We start from the raw sequence: 16,106 nt of genomic DNA, 5'->3' as shown, positions 1-16,106 counted from the left end.
TGTTCCGAGGAAGTTTTTTGCGACGAGAGCCATTTCCTTGGTTGACAAGTGGGTGGAGCCTGTCAGCTGTTCGGTCGCTGCCATCGCGGAAGTGAGGCAATATTCACGCCATTGACCTGCTTCAGAAACGACTATAGCAAGCAAAACGGGAGAAAACTCGGCGTCGACAAGGATGCATTAAATATGAAAAGAGCCTCCGTCTTCGGCGATGATAATTCTGTGGAATATATTCACCAAGTCACAAAAAAGACAAATTTATTAAAGTGAGACAATCTCTAAAAATAAGAACATTATTGTCAGGGTAGGGCGGAACGCAGCCCGAGGGCTGCTCCCACGCCGATCGTGAGGCCTCGAACACCGACGGCTCGGTTCCCGGAGAAGCCTCAGGCAGAGAAAAGAATCCGGCACACGGCGGGTTCGCTCGTGTGCCGGATACAAGGGCCTTCTGGCCCGGTGGCTCGTTCGACGAACTCAGTCGGTGCTGAGCACCCCGGAGGCAATCTGGTTGACATGCCCGCCGACGAAGACGGTGTGGTCCTCGTGGACGTCGAGGTCCAGGACGGAGGGGCGACCGACGGCCGCACCCTGGTAGACCCGCCAGGAACCGCTCTCCCCGTGGGCAGCCAGCCAGTGGCCGAGGTTCGCCGCACCGGAACCGGTGGCAGCAACCTCGAGGACACCGCCGCCAGGGCCGTAGAACATACGTGAGGAGATCGTGTTCGCGTCCTTGCGCGCCCACACGTACACCTGGGGTTCGGTGTTGAGCAGCATCGCGTAGCTGTGCAGCATCCGGGCGTCGAGGTTGGTCTTCGCCACGTCGTCGCTGCTGTTCACCGGGAGGACGACGCCGGACCGGCCGGAGTCGATGACCATGACCTCGTCGCTGATCGCCGTGGTGGGCAGCCCCACGAGGGAGGCGAGGATCTGCGGGCTGGAGTTCAGCTTGCGACTCTTGGCCTGACGGGCCTGCACCCGCCAGTTGTCCAGGCCGTACGGGGCGATGGTGGTGGGCTCGCAGTCGGAACCGGCGCTGAGAACGAGCTGCCTGCGGGGCGCGCCCAGCATCTGGTCGACGACGTGCGCGGTGCCGATGGAGGCGCTGCCGGCGAAACGTCCGCGTCCTTCGGGCGAGAAGAACCGGATCTCGGCGCCCTCCTCGGAGACGGACTTCACGAAGACGGTCTCGAGGTTCATCTGACGAGCGATGGCGTGCATGTTCTCGTCGCTGACATCGGCGCCGTTCTCCACGACGACGACGGCATTTCCGGAGAACGGATCCTGGCTCGCGGCGAACACGTTGATGAGGCGGTAGGTGAGGTCCATCCCTGCACTTTAATTGCCCCGGGTCGATGGGACGGGCCGTGACGTGCCTGTAGCCGTCGTCGCAGGCGTGGAACCGCAGGGAGAACAGCGCGGTGCCCACCCGGGGGTTCCGGATGGGCACCGCTTTTTCTGGGGGGAAATCAGGCGCGGCCGCGACGGGCGTAGGCCAGGGCGCCGATGCCGGCACCGACCAGCGAGATGCCGATCAGGGCCAGGGCCATGTCATGAGAACCGGTCCACGGCAGGGTGCGAGCCGGAGCCGCGGTCGGAGCCGCAGCCTTGGCCAGGGGTGCGGTACGCGCCTGCTGAGGTGCCATCGGCTTCGGCGCGGACAAAGCATTCGCGGACGAGGCGAGGCTCGGCGATGCGGGGAAAGCCGCCGGGTTCTCCGCCGCAGGCGCTGTGGTGCTGCTCGGGGCCGGGGTGACGGCGACCGGTGCCGGGGTCTCGACCTTCGGCTGCTCGACCTTCGGGGTCTCCTCGGTCTTCGGGGTCTCCTCCACCGTGGGCACGGTGGGTACCGGGGTGGTGGCGACCGGTGCGGGGGTCTCGACCTTCGGCTGCTCGACCGGAGCCGTGCTCACCGGCGCAGGGGTCTCGTCCCGGACGATCTCCGGGGTCTCGACCTGCGGCGTGGCGGCGGTCGGTGCCGGGGTGGGCTGGCTCACGACAGGCACCTCGACCTTGGGCTCCTCGGCCTTCGGGGTCTCCGCAACGGGTGCGGGGCTTTCGGCCGCGGTCGGTTCTGCGACCTTAGGCTCCTCGACGGGGGCCGGAGCGTCGGTGGTGGTCTCCACGACCGGCGCGGGCTCTTCGGCCTTCGGGGTCTCGACGACCGGTGCCGGAGCCTTCGTCCAGGACAAGGTGGTGGACGCCTGCGCGGTGGTGCTCTTCGAGGAGGCGGTGATCAGCGACTGGTAGTTGCCACTGGTGCTCTGCCAGATGGTGCCGACCGGAGCCGCCTCACCGGTGGAGGTGGCGGTCAGCGTTCCGGTGCCAGTGGCCGCATCGGCGGGCACGGTGACCTCGATGGTGTGCTCGCCCTGGGAGACCTGGGCAGGCAGGGTGGCGGGCTTTCCGTCGATCGACACGGCGGACCCCTCCGGGAGAGTCGCATTGACCGTGGCCGCATTGGTGGTCTTCAGGGTGACCGGTGCGAAGAGCCCTTCGGCGCCACGGGCAGGGTTGTCGGGCGTCATCGAGACGGAGAGCGTAGGTGCCGCGGCCTCGCTGGCGTTGCCGACGAGGTAGCGGTAGACGGACAAGGCTGCTTCGTCGCTGATGCCGCTGTCGGCGCTGTAGCTGTTGGTGCCGAACTGGTTGGGGGCACCCACCTTCTGGCCGGGCTCGAAGCCCTGCGTGTAGTGCCAGATGGCGGCCTGGGTGGCGGCGACGACCCGAGAGGTGTCGGCGGTGCCCTGGTAACCGGAGGCCTTGAGCACGGTGGCGGTGTCGACGCGCGGGAAGGAGTGGGTCAGGATCCAGGCGACCTTGCCGGAGACCGCACTCCAGTTGGCGTTGCGCTCGTAGGTGTCCCAGCCGTGGGCCGCGTAACGGATCGTGCCGTCGGGGTAGGTCGGTGTGTCGCGCTCGATGCAGTACACGGCGACGGTGCCACCCGCGTCGGGCGTCAGGGTCATCAGGCTGGTGGGCAGCCAACCCAAGGTCATGTCGTAGGCCTTGTCGGTGTAGCTGTCGCCGGTCAGCGTGCCCTCAGGCGTGGCGGCGTGGGCGTTCTGCGTCCCGAACCCGAGGCCGGTGACGGCCAGGGCGAGTGTGCTGGCAGCGGCAAAGGTGCGGACATATTTCTGAGCAGCGGTCGAGAAGACCATGATTTTCCCCCATGTGAAAACTTTTCCCCTGGGGAGCTGCGCCGCAGGCTGCCTCCTCTGTCCTCGTCGATCCCCATCGGCGAGTCGAGTGATGCCCTGTCGGGCTTCTGAGGCGTTGCTCCGTGTTCCGGCGCGCTCCCTTCGCTCTTAAGTCTGCGCCATCCGAAGGGCGATGTGCAAATTCTTTTGCGGATTTCCTGGAGGCATCTGTGGCTGTGACAAATTGACGGTTGAATGCCGCTTTTTTCTGGAAATATGACTGACTGTTGTCGACAAGTTTGCGTGCTGTCGAAGCCTGGGCGCTGGCTATGGCTCGGGTGGCAGATCGCCAGCGTCTCAGTGGCTCTGGGTGGCGTAAAAATGGCATAAAAGGTTTTAAAAACGCGAAAGCGCGGCCTTTTTTCGGATCCCCATCCGATAGGCCGCGCTTTCGCGTTTAAGGCATCTCCCCAGATGCTTTCCCCATTATTTTCCCCAGTGTTGTATCGACATGTGCATTCCCCGATGCATCGTCGATACTCCCCAGTTCCCCGTTCCTCTTGGCCAGCTTTCCCGAGCTTGGATTCCAAGAGCTCCCCGACGGGCTGGGTATCCTTTCGTGGAACTCATCCCCATGAGCTCCACTGGATCTTCGCCCGCCGTCGTGCAGGGGAAGAGATGCGCTCTCGCGTGCTCTTCCCGAGGTGGTTCACGGCGTCGTGCCCTTGCCGTGACTCCATCCTCCGACGGGACCCGTACGCCCGTCCAGTCAAGAACTCCTCAGAAGAGTCAAGGTGACGTAAAGCGCTTTGGCTGGGTGGAGAAGATCTTCCCGAGGCGCAAGGGAACTCCCGTTCACATGCTGGGGAATCAAAGTTAAGGACGGCAGGTGTACGGGCTGTCGCCAGGACGGACCTGCTTTCCGGACAAGGAAATCGAGTCATAAAAATGATTTGTGGCCTTGCTGGGCAGGAGCGCTGTCATCGAGAAGGCATCTCCCGGACGGTGAGGATCTGTTCCGCACGTCCGACGGCGCCCTGTTCGTCGAACAGCTTCGACGAGGTCAGGCCCACTCCGGTCTCCCCGAAGAGCACCTCGGTGTCGAAACCGACCCAGCCGGGTTTCGGATGGCGGAAGAGGTGGATCGTCAGATCGGTATTGGGGAACATCCACTCCTGCGGATGTGCCCGGGTCGCGATCCCGTTGGCGGTGTCGACCAGGGCGATGAAACGCGCGATCGGGCTGACCTCCACCTCGTGGACCAAGGCGGTCGACGTGCTGATCCAGGCCGCGCCCTGTCCGGGCTGCCCGTCGCGGACCACTCGGAACTCCAAGGAGTCGATGAAGCCGCCGCCCCACACCCGGGTGCCGTCCCAGATCCGGGACTCCTGCGGGCTGGGCAGCGGCTCCCAGAAACCGCCGGCGACCTCGCTGGTGTCCTGTCTGGACAGCCGCCACCCGGTGGCCCGCACCACGTCCTTCCCGTCCGTGCTCAAGGTCGCCTCGACCAGTTCGATGGTCCGTCCCGGGCGCAGGGTACGGACGCGGACGGCGAAGGGACGGGCGGGGATCATCCCGAGGATCTCGTAGGTCACCCGGGAGAGTTGCAGGTCAGGGCGTGATTCGTGGGATTCCATCATGTGCGCGAGCAGCCCGGCCACCGGGGCCATGTGCTGTTCGCTGGGCTGCCAGGCACCCTGGGTGCGCAGTGTCGGCTCGAAGAGGCCGTCACCGCGGGGGAGGAAGTAGGCGGGGGTGATGTCGTCGAGTCCTGCGGGATTCTCCAAGGTCATCCCAGCCACGATGCCAGAGGCAATCAGTGGAGAACGGGGTTGTACCGCAACGAATTCGGCGTGCAGGCGCATTCGGTGGCGATGGAGATGCCCGGGTCGATCCGTCCCCCGTCCCGGAGGGTGTACAAGGCGGCGACGACCCGGTCACGCAGATTCCACGGGTCGATGGTGTTCAGGTAGATCTTCGTGCCGCCCTCGAACCCGGCCAGGGTGGACACCCGCCATTTCACCAGGATGCGCCAGGGCATGGGGAGGTCGACGTCGACGGGCTGGTGGTGCCATTCCTCGTTGCAGGGCACCGACGGGCCTGCGGCGGCGTGGCAGGCGTGGAGCAGGTCCGACATGGCGCGTTGTTCGGCGGGCGTGTGTTCCCAGGGGCGGCAGTTCCGGCTCTTGGAATAGACCTCGAGGGTCGGATAGCGGTGGCCGAATCCCGCGAAGGCGATGGCATGTTCGTTCTCGGCCACGACGAGGTTGTGATACCCGGCGTAGTCGACGGCCATCTCGTTGTACAGATTGTGATTGGTGCGCAGCCGTTGGAGTTCCAGCTCGGTCTGGACGCCGCGGTCGTCGATGGCGACGAGTTGTTTGTGCAGGTGGTCGAAGGAGGCCCCGGCGGGTTTGAGCCAGTTCTGGAAGACGGCCACATAGCGGGCGTACCGATTGGCCGAGTACAGGTCGCGCATCGCTTCGACGGTGAACTTCAGGTACTGCTCGTGTTCGTCGGCGTCGAGGGTCCCCGAGCTGGCGAGTTGGTCCTCACGGGTGGCCCCGTCGACGTAGTGCCGTCGCCCGACGACGACATCGTGCCCGCCGCCGAAGAAGCCGACGGTCTGGGCCAGTCGTTCTTCGACGGTGAGTGCGGTCCATCCTGCTTCGGTGTTCCCCGAGGCGGTCCAGCGTTGGCGGGCGACTTTCAGGACGTGGGCCCGGCCTTCGGGGGAGGCGAGATAGGCCTGCCGGTGTTCTTCCACGGTGACGGGGATCGTGTACCCGTAGTTGGCGTGCCAGTAGTGGTAGGAGACGATCTCGAAGAGGTTCGGGATGCGTCGGAATTCGGCGACGGTGTGGTCGAGCTCTTCCGCGGGGAGCCGGGTGAGGGTGCGCCAGCCGTCCTCGTCGTGCACCAGCCGGGCTTTCTCTGGCGGGGTCTCCAGATAGCGTTGGTGGCAGAAGGCGCAGTGTCGGCCGTCGGATCCGGCCGACAGGGGGCGGGGGTCGGTGGTGGGGGCGCCGACCGGGCGGTGTCCTCTGCCGGGGACGGTCCAGACCTCCGTCCCGGTGAACGGGTTGATCTGTTTGACCGTGCCATCGGACATCGTCACGAGGGGTTCCGGTGGCGGAGAGTACAGCTGGGACACGCTCGTAGCCTACGACCTCGCTGTCGTCCCATTGGCGGCATCGCTGTTCTCCGCGGTCGGCGCTTCGAAGCCGGCCCGGATGCCATGGGCTTCGAGCTCGGCGCGGAAGCCGGTGAGGTCTTCCTCGTGGGTGGAGGGGATGCCCTGGAAGGTGTACTCCCAGCCGAGTAGTTCGTATTTACGTTCGCCCATCTGGTGGAAGGGCAGGAGCTGGACCTGGCGGACTCCGTGGTCGGTGAGGAGGGTCGCGAAGGCGCGGGCGTCGTCGAGGCTGTCGTTGACACCGGGGATGACGGGAATGCGCACCCAGACGGGGAGACCGCTGCTCAACGCGTGGGCGAGATTGGTCAGGGCGAGGTCGTTGGGGGCGCCGGTCCAGATGCGGTGCGCATCGCGGTCGTGGTGTTTGACGTCGATGATGACGTGGTCGCAGTGGTCGAGGGCGCGGGCGAAGACGTGGGGCGCGACATGCCCGGTGGTCTCGATGGCGGTGTGGACGCCGTGGCCCTGGAGGGCGGACAGCAAGCTGGTGGCGAAGGCGTGCTGGATGAGTGGCTCACCCCCGGAGAGGGTGACTCCGCCACCGGATTCTTCGTAGAAGGGCAGGTCCTGGAGGCAGCGGTGGACGACCTCGTCGAGGTGGTACATGCGGCTGTCGTCCTCGCAGCGCTGCGGGTCGGTGGCATCGCGCATCGGGACGGTTTGCAGGATGCGGCTGTTGGGGTTGGCGCACCACTGGCAGTCGAGCGGGCAGCCCTTGAGGAAGACGACGGTACGGATGCCGGGGCCGTCGTGCAGGGAGAACTTCTGGATGTTGAAGATGCGTCCTTGAGATGGGGTCATGAGGTCTCCGCATCGTCCGGGCAGGCCTTTGGGCCCATTGTGAGGTTTCATTCGAAACCGTAAGCTCTTTCGAGTGGAGCAACAAGGGACGTTGGGCAGGGGCTCCGCTCCATGCCCACCGCATGAAGGAGAGTCATCGATGACGGTCGACGCCCAACCTGCCAACAGCGCACACAGCCACTTCGGCGACCTCACCCCCCGAATGGCCGCCTGGCGTGAACAACTGATGGAGACCACCCCCTCCGTCTGCGTCGAACGAGCCCTGCTCACCACCGAGACCTACCGGGAACACCAACACGAACCCATGGTCATCCGCCGGGCCCTCATGCTGAAGAACGTCCTCGAACACATGAGTATCTACATCGAACCGGCCACCCTCATCGCCGGGAACCAGGCCTCCACCAACCGGGCCGCGCCGATCATGCCCGAATACGCGATGGACTGGGTGATCGCCGAACTCGACGAATTCGACCAGCGCCCCGGCGACCGGTTCACCATCACCGAACAGGCCAAGGAAGACCTCCGCGGCATCGCCCCCTACTGGGAGAAGAACACCCTCAAGGACCGCGGCCTGGCGCTCATGCCCCCCGAGAGCCGCCGCTTCTACGACCTCGGCCTCATCCACCCCGAAGGCAATATCACCTCCGGGGACGCCCACATCGCCGTCTCCTACGAACGCGTCCTCACCGAAGGGCTCGCCGGCTACCGCGCCCGCACCCAGGCCCGCCTCGACGCCCTCGACCTGACCGAACCCGGCGCGCTGCGCTCGGCCCACTTCTACCGGGCCATTCTGATCACCCTCGATGCGGTCGTCGCCTTCGCCCACCGCTACGCCGACCTCGCCGACACCCTCGCCGCCGAAGAGCCCGACCCTGCGCGTCGTGACGAACTCACCACCATGGCCCGCACCCTGCGTGTCGTCCCGGACCAGCCCGCCACCGGCTTCCGCGAAGCCGTCCAATCGGTCTGGCTCGTCCACCTCGCCCTACAGATCGAATCCAACGGGCACTCACTCTCCTACGGGCGGCTCGACCAGTACCTCAACCCCTTCTACGAAGCCGACCTCGCCGCCGGGCGGATCATCGAGGACCAGGCGGTCGAACTGCTCACCAACCTGTGGCTCAAGACCATCACCGTCGCGAAGATCCGCGGCTGGTCGCACACCCGGTTCTCCGCAGGCGGGCCGCTCTACCAGAATGTCACCATCGGCGGGCAGACCTCCGACGGCCGCGATGCGGTCAACCCGACGTCCTGGCTCGTGCTGCGCTCGGTCGCCCAGACCCGTCTGCCACAACCCAATCTCACCGTCCGCTACCACCGCGGCCTGTCCGACGACTTCCTCCTCGAATGCGTCCAGGTCATGCGGCTCGGCTTCGGGATGCCCGCGCTGAACAGCGACGAGGTCATCATCCCTTCGCTCATCGAGAAAGGCGTCAGCCAGGAGGACGCCTACAACTTCTCCGCCATCGGCTGCGTCGAGGTCGCCGTCCCCGGCAAATGGGGATACCGGTGCACCGGCATGAGCTTCCTCAACTTCATGAAGACCCTGCTCATCGCCATGAACAATGGCGTCGACCCCGCCAGCGGAACCAGGCTGACCAGCCCCACCACGCATTTCACCGCGATGACCTCCTTCGACGAGGTCATGACGGCCTGGGAGGTCACCGTCCGCGAACTCCAACGGCAATGCATCGTCCTGGACGCCGCCGCCGACACCGCACTGGAAGAGAATGTCGCGGACATCCTCTGCTCCGCTCTCACCGACGACTGCATCGGCCGAGGACGCCCCCTCAAGGAAGGCGGCGCCGTCTACGACTTCGTGTCCGGGCTCCAGGTCGGTATCGCCAATCTCGGGGACGCCCTCGCCGCCCTCAAGAAATGTGTCTTCGAGGACGCCAGCATCACCACCACCGAACTCTGGGACGCCCTCCAGAACGACTTCGCCGGTGAACGCGGCCGTGAGATCCAGGAGCTTCTGCAGGCCGCACCGAAGTACGGCAATGACGACGACTACGTCGACCGTCTGCTCGTCGACGCCTACGAGATCGCCATCGACGAGATCCTCAAGGGCAGGAACACCCGGTACGGGCGTGGCCCCATCGGCGGCACCTACTACGCGGGCACCTCGTCCATCTCCGCGAATGTCCCCCAAGGCGCAAGCACCGCGGCGACCCCCGACGGACGCCACGCCGGGGTCCCCCTCGCCGAAGGCTGCTCACCCGCCCACGGCGCCGATGTCAACGGACCCACCGCCGTCTTCAAGAGCGTCGGCAAACTGCCCACCCACGACATCACCGGCGGTGTCCTGCTGAACCAGAAGGTCAACCCGCAGATGCTCACCAAGGAGGAGGACCGCCGCAAACTTGTCATGCTGCTGCGCGCCTTCTTCAACCGGCTCGACGGCTTCCACGTCCAGTACAACGTCGTCGACCGGGCCACTCTGCTGGACGCCCAGGCCCACCCGGAGAAACACCGCGACCTCATCGTCCGCGTCGCCGGGTACAGCGCCTTCTTCAATGTGCTCTCCAAAGCCACCCAGGACGACATCATCGCCCGCACCGAACAGTGCCTCTGAAAGGCATCGACATGGAAATCCTTTTCGACACGGCCGATCTCGCCGTCATCGAGGAAGTCGTCGACATCTACCCCTGTGCCGGGATCACCTCGAACCCGACCATTCTCAAAGCCGAGGGCCCGGTCGACCTGTACGCCCATATGCGTGCCATCCGCAGGCTCATCGGCGATGAATGCACCTTGCACGTGCAGGTCCTGGCACAGGATCCCGACGGCATCGTCGACGAGGCCCACCGCATCCTGACCGGGGTCGACGACCGGGTCCACATCAAAGTCCCGCTCACCGAACCGGGTCTGCGTGCCATCCGCACCCTCAAGAGCGAAGGGATCGCCGTCACGGCGACGGCGATCTACACCAAGGTGCAGGGGCTGCTCGCTGTTGCTGCAGGCTGTGACTATCTCGCGCCCTATGTCAACCGCATGGAGAATCTCGACATCGACGCCACCGACACCGTGGGCGCCCTCGCCGATGTCATTGCCCGTGACGGGTCCCCTGCGAAGATCCTCGCTGCGAGTTTCAAGAACACCGCCCAGGTGTGCGCCGCACTGGCCGCCGGAGCCCATGCGGTGACCGTGCCGCCACCGCTCTTCCGGCAGACCTTGAGTTCGCCGGTCGTCGACGGGGCCGTGCAGGCGTTCGTCGCGGACTGGCGGTCGGTCTACGCTAGCGACGACTTGCCCTGACCGGCGACGAAAGGACACCCGGCATCGTGCCTCCGGCCTGCAGCAGCTCTCCGACCAGTGCGCAGTCCAAACAGCTGCGGCAGTCCCGCCTGCTGGAACACGTGATGGAACGTGAACGGGTCGAGGTGCAGGAGCTGTCCGAACTGCTCGGCGTCTCCCAGGTCACCGTGCGGAAGGATCTCGACGAGTTGTCCGGCCGGGGCCTGCTCGTCCGGGAACACGGTTATGCCGTCGCCGGCTCGGGTGACGACATGCGGACCAGGCTGGCGTACCACCACGCCGCGAAGAGACGTATCGCCCAGGAAGTCGCCCGATGGGTCGACGACGGCGAGACCGTCCTCATCGAATCCGGTTCGACCTGCGTTCTCCTCGCCGAAGAGTTGTGTTCCTCGCCCCGTGGAGTCACCATCGTCACCAATTCGGCTTTCCTGGCGGCCTACGTACGTCGTTCCCCCTATGCCGACGTGATCCTGCTGGGCGGGATCTTCCAACCTGAATCGCAAGTGCTCGTCGGAGAACTCACCGCGCAGTGCGCCGCGAACTTCCATATCGACAAGATGTTCGTCGGGGTCGACGGGTACGCCTCAGGGGTGGGTTTCACCGGGCGGGACGCCATGCGTGCCGAAACGGTCCGTGCCCTGTCCGCACAGGCCCGCCGCGTCGTCGTGCTCACCGAATCGGCCAAGTTCGACCGACCAGGGGCTCTCCGTCTTCTCCCCGCAGGCGCCGTCCGGAAGGTCTTCACCGACGACGGGATCTCCCCGGAAACGGTGGCGCACCTGAACGCCGAGGGCGTCGACGTCCGGGTCGTGCCGTCCGCGCACCCCCGGTGAGCTCGGGCCTGCCACGGCCCGCTGTCCGTCTGCTGCTGAGGCCACGACGACGAAGACCGGGTGGTCGCCCCTGCACATCGGCAGGCGCAACCACCCGGTCGTCTCGGCTTCGAGGATCAGCCCTTGTGGGTCTTCAGCTGCAGGCCGTACTTCTGCAGGGCCGGCTTCAGCGGCTGGAAGTAGGCGACATTCGGGCGGCCGAACTTCTCCAGGCAGACCTGGCGTCCCTGAGGTCCGGGGCGTCCTGCGCCACCGCTGGTGATGCCCTGGGCCTGGGTGCCCGAGATCCACGCACCGCCGGAGTCACCGGGCTCGGTGCAGGCGCTGGCCTGGGTCAGACCGGTCATCCGGTCGGTGCCGCCGCCCTTGGGTCGGCTGAAGTTGACCGTGACGTTCTTGGCCTGGATGGTGCCGCAGGTCCACTGAGTGGTCCGTCCGGACTTGCAGACCGCTGCGCCCACCGGAGCCTCTTCGCTGCCCTGGACGGCGACGCCGCGGCCGTTCCACTTGTCGACGCCGGGCTGGCCGTTCCAGCCCTGGTTCAGGGCCGCGTAACCCATGTCCGCGCCGGGGAACTCACCGGCGACCGGGGTGGCCAACGGCTGGTTGTTGTGGGTGAACGGGCTCCGGCCGGACATGCAGTGACCGGCGGTGATGAGGACGTCCTTGCCGTCCTTGGTGGCATTGAACGCGATGGAGCAGCGTCCGCCGTTGAACTCGATCTGCTGGCCGCCGTAGATGTTCTTCTGGGCCATGACGGTCTCTTCGGTGCCTTCGACCTCGACGCCGTCCATGCCCTTGGCGGAGTCCTTGGCCGGGTCGATCTGGTCTTTCTTCACCGTGGCGACGACGCGGTTGTTCTGCACGTCGATGCGGGCGGAGACGAGCTTGTCGCCGAGCTTGTCGGTCAGCTGCTTGGCCTGGTTCTCCAGGGTGGACATGGACCGGGAGACGACCTTGACCTCGGTGTCCTTGTCCTTGATCTTGCCCTTGACCTTGTTCTTGGCGTCTTCCTTCGTCGCCTGGACGACGAGGACGCCGCGCTTCTGGTCGATGTAGGACCCGGCGGAGTCTCCGCTGAGCTCGTCGCTGGCCTTCTTGGCTTCCTTGCTGAACTCGTCCTGGGCGGCGACGCGCTTCTTGGCGGTGTCCTTGTCGAGCTTGTAGTGCTCGGAGATGTAGTCGGCGGTGATCTTCTGGAGCGCTTCGACGTCGCTCTCGATGGATGCCGCGGTGCCGGCCTTCTCGGCCTTGTCTTCGGCGGCGTGAGCGGCGGTGGCCATCGGGGCGAGGAGGAGCAGGCTCGTGGCGACAGCCATAGATGTGGTGACAGGGATCTTCAAGGCGATTCCTCAGGTCGAGTTCGGTAGGGATCCACCGGGTCGACGGGCAGCACGAAACAGACGCGACGAGATGTCATGTGAGGCCCCCGAGAGCGCAGCGTCTACTTGGGCACACCTGTTTCCGCAAGCCGGAGCGACATAGCGAATATGTTGCGACAGAATAACATTCGCTATTTGATAAGGGGAGTGGGATGGCAATTATGGTTGGATGACGGTCACAACCGGATGTCTGCCCGGGCCCGTCCGTGCGCGTCCAACCAGGAGATGGCCTGGTCGAAGACCTGCCCCGAGTACGGATTCGTGAACCCCCGCCGGCCCTCGTTCGCCCGCTCCAAGGCCTCGGACGCATTGCGCAGGTACACACTCGTGACCTCCTGCTGCGGCGCCAACTGCCCGGTACGCCGATCCAGCGCCACCTGCAAGGCGAAGGCGCTCGCCGGGCCTGCCCGGTCGGTGAACCCCGGCTCGATGCGCTCCCCGGTCACCTCGGCCAGCATCCTCTTGTCCGAGTCGGTCAGATAACGGAAGTCGTTCAGCACGGAGAAACGTTCGGTGCGCTGCTCCACCTGCGATCCGCGTTCCACCCGGTGGGTGCGTCGCGTGGCCTCCTGCGGTGGGGTCTCCGTCACCGGAACCAAGGTGGGACGCGGCGGGGTCGCAGCGGCGTGTTCACGAGGATTCGGCTGCGGGTGCGACGAAGGGGGAATGCGCATGCAATGCCTCCGGAAGGGGGTGCCCGAGACGGACTGACAGTGCCCTATCGGTGGAAGAGCTTGCCTTTGAAGGATTTTCCTGAAATGCACAGGCTTCGGGGTGCTCACGGACGGATCAGGAAATACACCCGTTCGAGGTCAGACTCACCAGCCACTCCGTGACCGGGGCGGCCTGTCGAAGAGGTACCCGCAGACCGCGTCCGTCACACTGGCAGATGAGATGAACGACACCCCCGCTGTGGCGAAAACCACCCGCCCCCCCATCCCCCGGGAGATCTGGGTCCTCGTGGCCGCCGCCTTCTGCGTGGCCATCGGATTCGGACTGGTCTCCCCGATCCTGCCCGCCTACGCGCACAGCTTCGACGTCGGCGTGCAGGCAGCCGCCGCGATCGTCAGCGTCTTCGCCCTGATGCGTCTGCTCTTCGCCCCGGCCAGCGGTCAGCTCATCGCCCGCCTCGGCGAACGGCGGATCTACCTGACCGGCATCCTCATCGTCGCCCTGTCCACCGGAGCCTGCGCCCTGGCCACCGGCTACTGGCAGCTGCTCCTCTTCCGCGGGCTCGGCGGCGTCGGCTCGACGATGTTCACCGTCTCGGCCTCGGCGTTGATCGTCCGCCTGTCCCCGCCCACGATCCGCGGACGGGTCTCCAGCCTGTACGGATCAGGCTTCCTGATCGGCGGGATCCTCGGCCCGGTGCTCGGCACCGCCATGTCCGGATTCGGCTTCCGCATGCCCTTCGTGGTCTACGCACTCACCCTGCTGGCCGCCGCAGGCGTCGTCGCCGCCTTCCTCGGCGAGGAAGCACTCCGGCCGAAACCAGGCACCCCGGCACTACCCGTGATGACGGTGCGTGAGGCCTGGGCCGACAACGCCTACCGGGCGTTGATGGTGTCGACCTTCTGCCACGGATGGGCGAACTTCGGTCTGCGCGTCGCCCTGCTCCCACTGTTCGCGAGCACCGTGCCCGGGATGGGCGTCGGCTGGGCCGGCGTGGCCCTGACGGTCTTCGCCGTCGGCAATGCGGTGATGCTCCCGCTGGCCGGACGGCTGGTCGACGAGATCGGACGCAAACCCCTGGTCATCGGAGGTCTCCTGGTCAACGGGGCGGCCACTGCGGTGATCGGGCTCTCCCACAGCGTGATCGCGCTGCTCGTCGTCTCCCTGCTCGCCGGGGTCGGCTCAGGAGCCATCGGGCCCGGCCAACAGGCCACCGTCGCCGACATCGTCGGGCACGACCGCAATGGCGGTAAAGTCCTGGCCGCTTTCCAGATGTCCTTGGACTCCGGGTCGATCGTCGGGCCTGTCCTGGCCGGGCTGATCGCCGACCGGTACGGCTTCGGCTGGGCCTTCGGGGTCACCGCGGTACTGTCCGTCGTCGCCGTCATCGCCTGGATACCGGCCCGGGAGAGCTTCCCGGCGCGCGCAGCCCGGGCCGCGGCCGAACAGCCGTGACGGTCGGGTCTCGGTCGGACCTGGCGGGGAAGATCAGATCCAGGTTCAGGTGAGTCCCCAGCACAGCATCAATGTGCGGTTCAGCTCTCGCACCTGTTCCTCGTTCAGGGCGCCGATCTGTCCATCGAGCCGAGACTGATCCACCGTCAGGACTTGCCAGGGCATCACCATTGATTCCTGCTCGCAAGGCTGTCCGGCGGGGAGGAGGACGCCGAGTTTCGACCGTTTGGTCGTGGTGGTGACGGCTGCGACGACCACGGTGGGGAATCTGCTGTTGAATGAATTTACGGAGATGACCACAGCTGGCCGATGCCCGGCCTGCTCGGAGCCTCGCGCCGGATCAAAATCGACCCAGTAAACCTCTCCGCGTTGCGGTTTCCTGATCATTGCCAGGCTGCGATCGACAGTGAGGCATCTGCCCACTCGCGGGATTCCTCGCCGAAAGCTTCGGCTTCGGCGTCCCAGTCCTCCTCGGTGAGCGGTTCTCCGGTGGTGCTGTTCTTTGCCAGGTCCTGCCAGGCGAGGAACCGATCCAGGAAGGGGCCGAAGTCTCTGACGGCTGCGCATCCACGCGCAATGGTGATGATCTCTTCTCCGAACTTGGCCTGGTCGCTTTCCGGGAGCATAGCGAGCCAGGGAAAACGGTCGCAGAGACGTTGGGTGAAGGGAATTTCGTTCGAGCCCAGGGAAGCAGCTACGAGGTCGGCTGCAATGCGCAGTGCGAGATCGTGGCGTTCACGTTCTGCTGCGGTGCTGAGGACGAGCGGCTCGCCGTCGCGGCGGGTGATGACGACTGGCCCGTGTTCGGCCGAGCGAAAGACAGCAGCGCTATTTTTGGACAGCTCGGACGACTTCACCTCGGTGGCGGGATGTGCCAAGGACATGCACTCCAGTGTTCGGAATATGATCCGAACTGTCAATCCGAATGGGATGTGAGGAAAGCATAGGTAGAAGACCGAGGTCAGGGACGTCGTATCCCGGCGGCGGCTTCGTGGGCCAGCATGAGCAGTGCGCCGGTGCCCATGTAGAGGATCGCCTGCCACGGGCCGCTGGTGGTGACCCAGGTGGCCCAGGCGAAGAAGGATGCGCCGACGAGCAGGCAGAGGAAGACCAGGTTGCGCAGTTCCGGCTGGGACGTCGCGGCGGTCTCGGGATTGTGCGGTCGAGTCACGCCGAGGGACAAGAGGTTCCGGGGGGACATCATGTCGGCTCTCCTCACCGTCGTCAGGTCCGGAGCCCGGCGGATCTCCCCGGAGAGGGGAGGAGTACCCAACGGCGGGCTGTTCCTTCGACTGTACGGGCACCGCCGGGTCCGGGCCAGGTGTGTCGGCCGCCCGGCGCGCCGGACGGCGATCTGGGCGTGGCGGACGGAACG

The 16,106-nt window shown here is 65.8% G+C and carries 14 protein-coding genes; 4 read left to right on the top strand and 10 right to left on the bottom strand.

Translation table 11 applies throughout. The annotated features are described in order from the left end of the window. Positions 1-471 precede the first annotated feature (471 nt). From DX923_RS13030 to DX923_RS13010, 5 genes are all read right to left on the bottom strand, one after another. Entirely contained in the window at positions 472-1,323 is an 852-nt protein-coding gene (locus DX923_RS13030) for a PhzF family phenazine biosynthesis protein (RefSeq protein WP_116115565.1), read from the bottom strand. A 140-nt stretch (positions 1,324-1,463) separates the two neighbouring features. Further along, positions 1,464-3,155, bottom strand: a complete 1,692-nt coding sequence (locus DX923_RS13025; RefSeq protein WP_116115562.1) for a thioester domain-containing protein — start codon at positions 3,153-3,155, stop codon at positions 1,464-1,466. Positions 3,156-4,114: 959 nt separating this feature from the next. Continuing rightward, on the bottom strand, positions 4,115-4,927 hold the full coding sequence (locus tag DX923_RS13020) for a thioesterase family protein (protein ID WP_162872971.1): 813 nt from the start codon (positions 4,925-4,927) through the stop codon (positions 4,115-4,117). 23 nt (positions 4,928-4,950) lie between these two features. Beyond that, a complete protein-coding gene (locus tag DX923_RS13015; protein ID WP_116115560.1) occupies positions 4,951-6,288 on the bottom strand; it encodes a DUF4921 family protein in 1,338 nt (445 codons plus the stop codon). 9 nt (positions 6,289-6,297) lie between these two features. Continuing rightward, positions 6,298-7,131, bottom strand: a complete 834-nt coding sequence (locus DX923_RS13010) for a glycyl-radical enzyme activating protein (protein ID WP_116115558.1) — start codon at positions 7,129-7,131, stop codon at positions 6,298-6,300. Positions 7,132-7,270: 139 nt separating this feature from the next. On the opposite strand from DX923_RS13010, the gene DX923_RS13005 reads away from it, so the two are divergent. The 3 genes from DX923_RS13005 to DX923_RS12995 are packed head-to-tail and all read left to right on the top strand — an operon-like array spanning position 7,271 to position 11,222. Continuing rightward, a complete protein-coding gene (locus DX923_RS13005; protein ID WP_116115556.1) occupies positions 7,271-9,706 on the top strand; it encodes a glycyl radical protein in 2,436 nt (811 codons plus the stop codon). Between the two features lie 11 nt (positions 9,707-9,717). Continuing rightward, positions 9,718-10,389, top strand: a complete 672-nt coding sequence (locus DX923_RS13000) for a fructose-6-phosphate aldolase (protein ID WP_116116336.1) — start codon at positions 9,718-9,720, stop codon at positions 10,387-10,389. Positions 10,390-10,415: 26 nt separating this feature from the next. Beyond that, a complete protein-coding gene (locus tag DX923_RS12995; protein WP_116115554.1) occupies positions 10,416-11,222 on the top strand; it encodes a DeoR/GlpR family DNA-binding transcription regulator in 807 nt (268 codons plus the stop codon). Between the two features lie 116 nt (positions 11,223-11,338). Here the strand turns inward: DX923_RS12995 and DX923_RS12990 are convergent, their stop codons facing one another. Together DX923_RS12990 and DX923_RS12985 are read right to left on the bottom strand one after the other, a co-directional pair. After that, positions 11,339-12,565, bottom strand: coding sequence for a peptidase (locus tag DX923_RS12990; RefSeq protein WP_116115552.1), 1,227 nt, complete (start codon positions 12,563-12,565; stop codon positions 11,339-11,341). Between the two features lie 215 nt (positions 12,566-12,780). Continuing rightward, positions 12,781-13,278 carry a hypothetical protein gene (locus DX923_RS12985; protein WP_116115550.1) on the bottom strand — a complete coding sequence of 166 codons (498 nt, stop codon included), beginning with the start codon at positions 13,276-13,278 and terminating at the stop codon, positions 12,781-12,783. Positions 13,279-13,498: 220 nt separating this feature from the next. Between DX923_RS12985 and DX923_RS12980 the strand changes: the two genes are divergently transcribed. Next, positions 13,499-14,731, top strand: a complete 1,233-nt coding sequence (locus tag DX923_RS12980) for an MFS transporter (RefSeq protein WP_116115549.1) — start codon at positions 13,499-13,501, stop codon at positions 14,729-14,731. 45 nt (positions 14,732-14,776) lie between these two features. Here DX923_RS12980 and DX923_RS12975 read toward each other — a convergent pair whose 3' ends face one another. The 3 genes from DX923_RS12975 to DX923_RS12970 form a co-directional block, all read right to left on the bottom strand. Next, on the bottom strand, positions 14,777-15,118 hold the full coding sequence (locus DX923_RS12975) for a type II toxin-antitoxin system PemK/MazF family toxin (RefSeq protein ID WP_162872970.1): 342 nt from the start codon (positions 15,116-15,118) through the stop codon (positions 14,777-14,779). Next, complete coding sequence (locus DX923_RS16280) at positions 15,115-15,615, bottom strand: type II toxin-antitoxin system Phd/YefM family antitoxin (RefSeq protein WP_162872969.1); 501 nt, start codon at positions 15,613-15,615, stop codon at positions 15,115-15,117. The genes DX923_RS12975 and DX923_RS16280 overlap by 4 nt, the downstream gene beginning before the upstream one ends. A gap of 77 nt (positions 15,616-15,692) precedes the next feature. Further along, positions 15,693-15,935: a hypothetical protein gene (locus tag DX923_RS12970; RefSeq protein WP_116115545.1), complete on the bottom strand. Its 243-nt coding sequence runs from the start codon at positions 15,933-15,935 to the stop codon at positions 15,693-15,695. Positions 15,936-16,106 lie beyond the last annotated feature (171 nt).

Source organism: Austwickia chelonae, from assembly GCF_003391095.1.
Lineage (GTDB): Bacteria > Actinomycetota > Actinomycetes > Actinomycetales > Dermatophilaceae > Austwickia > Austwickia chelonae_A.
Note: the sequence above shows the minus strand (reverse complement) of the source record. Positions and strands in the feature narration are given on the sequence as shown.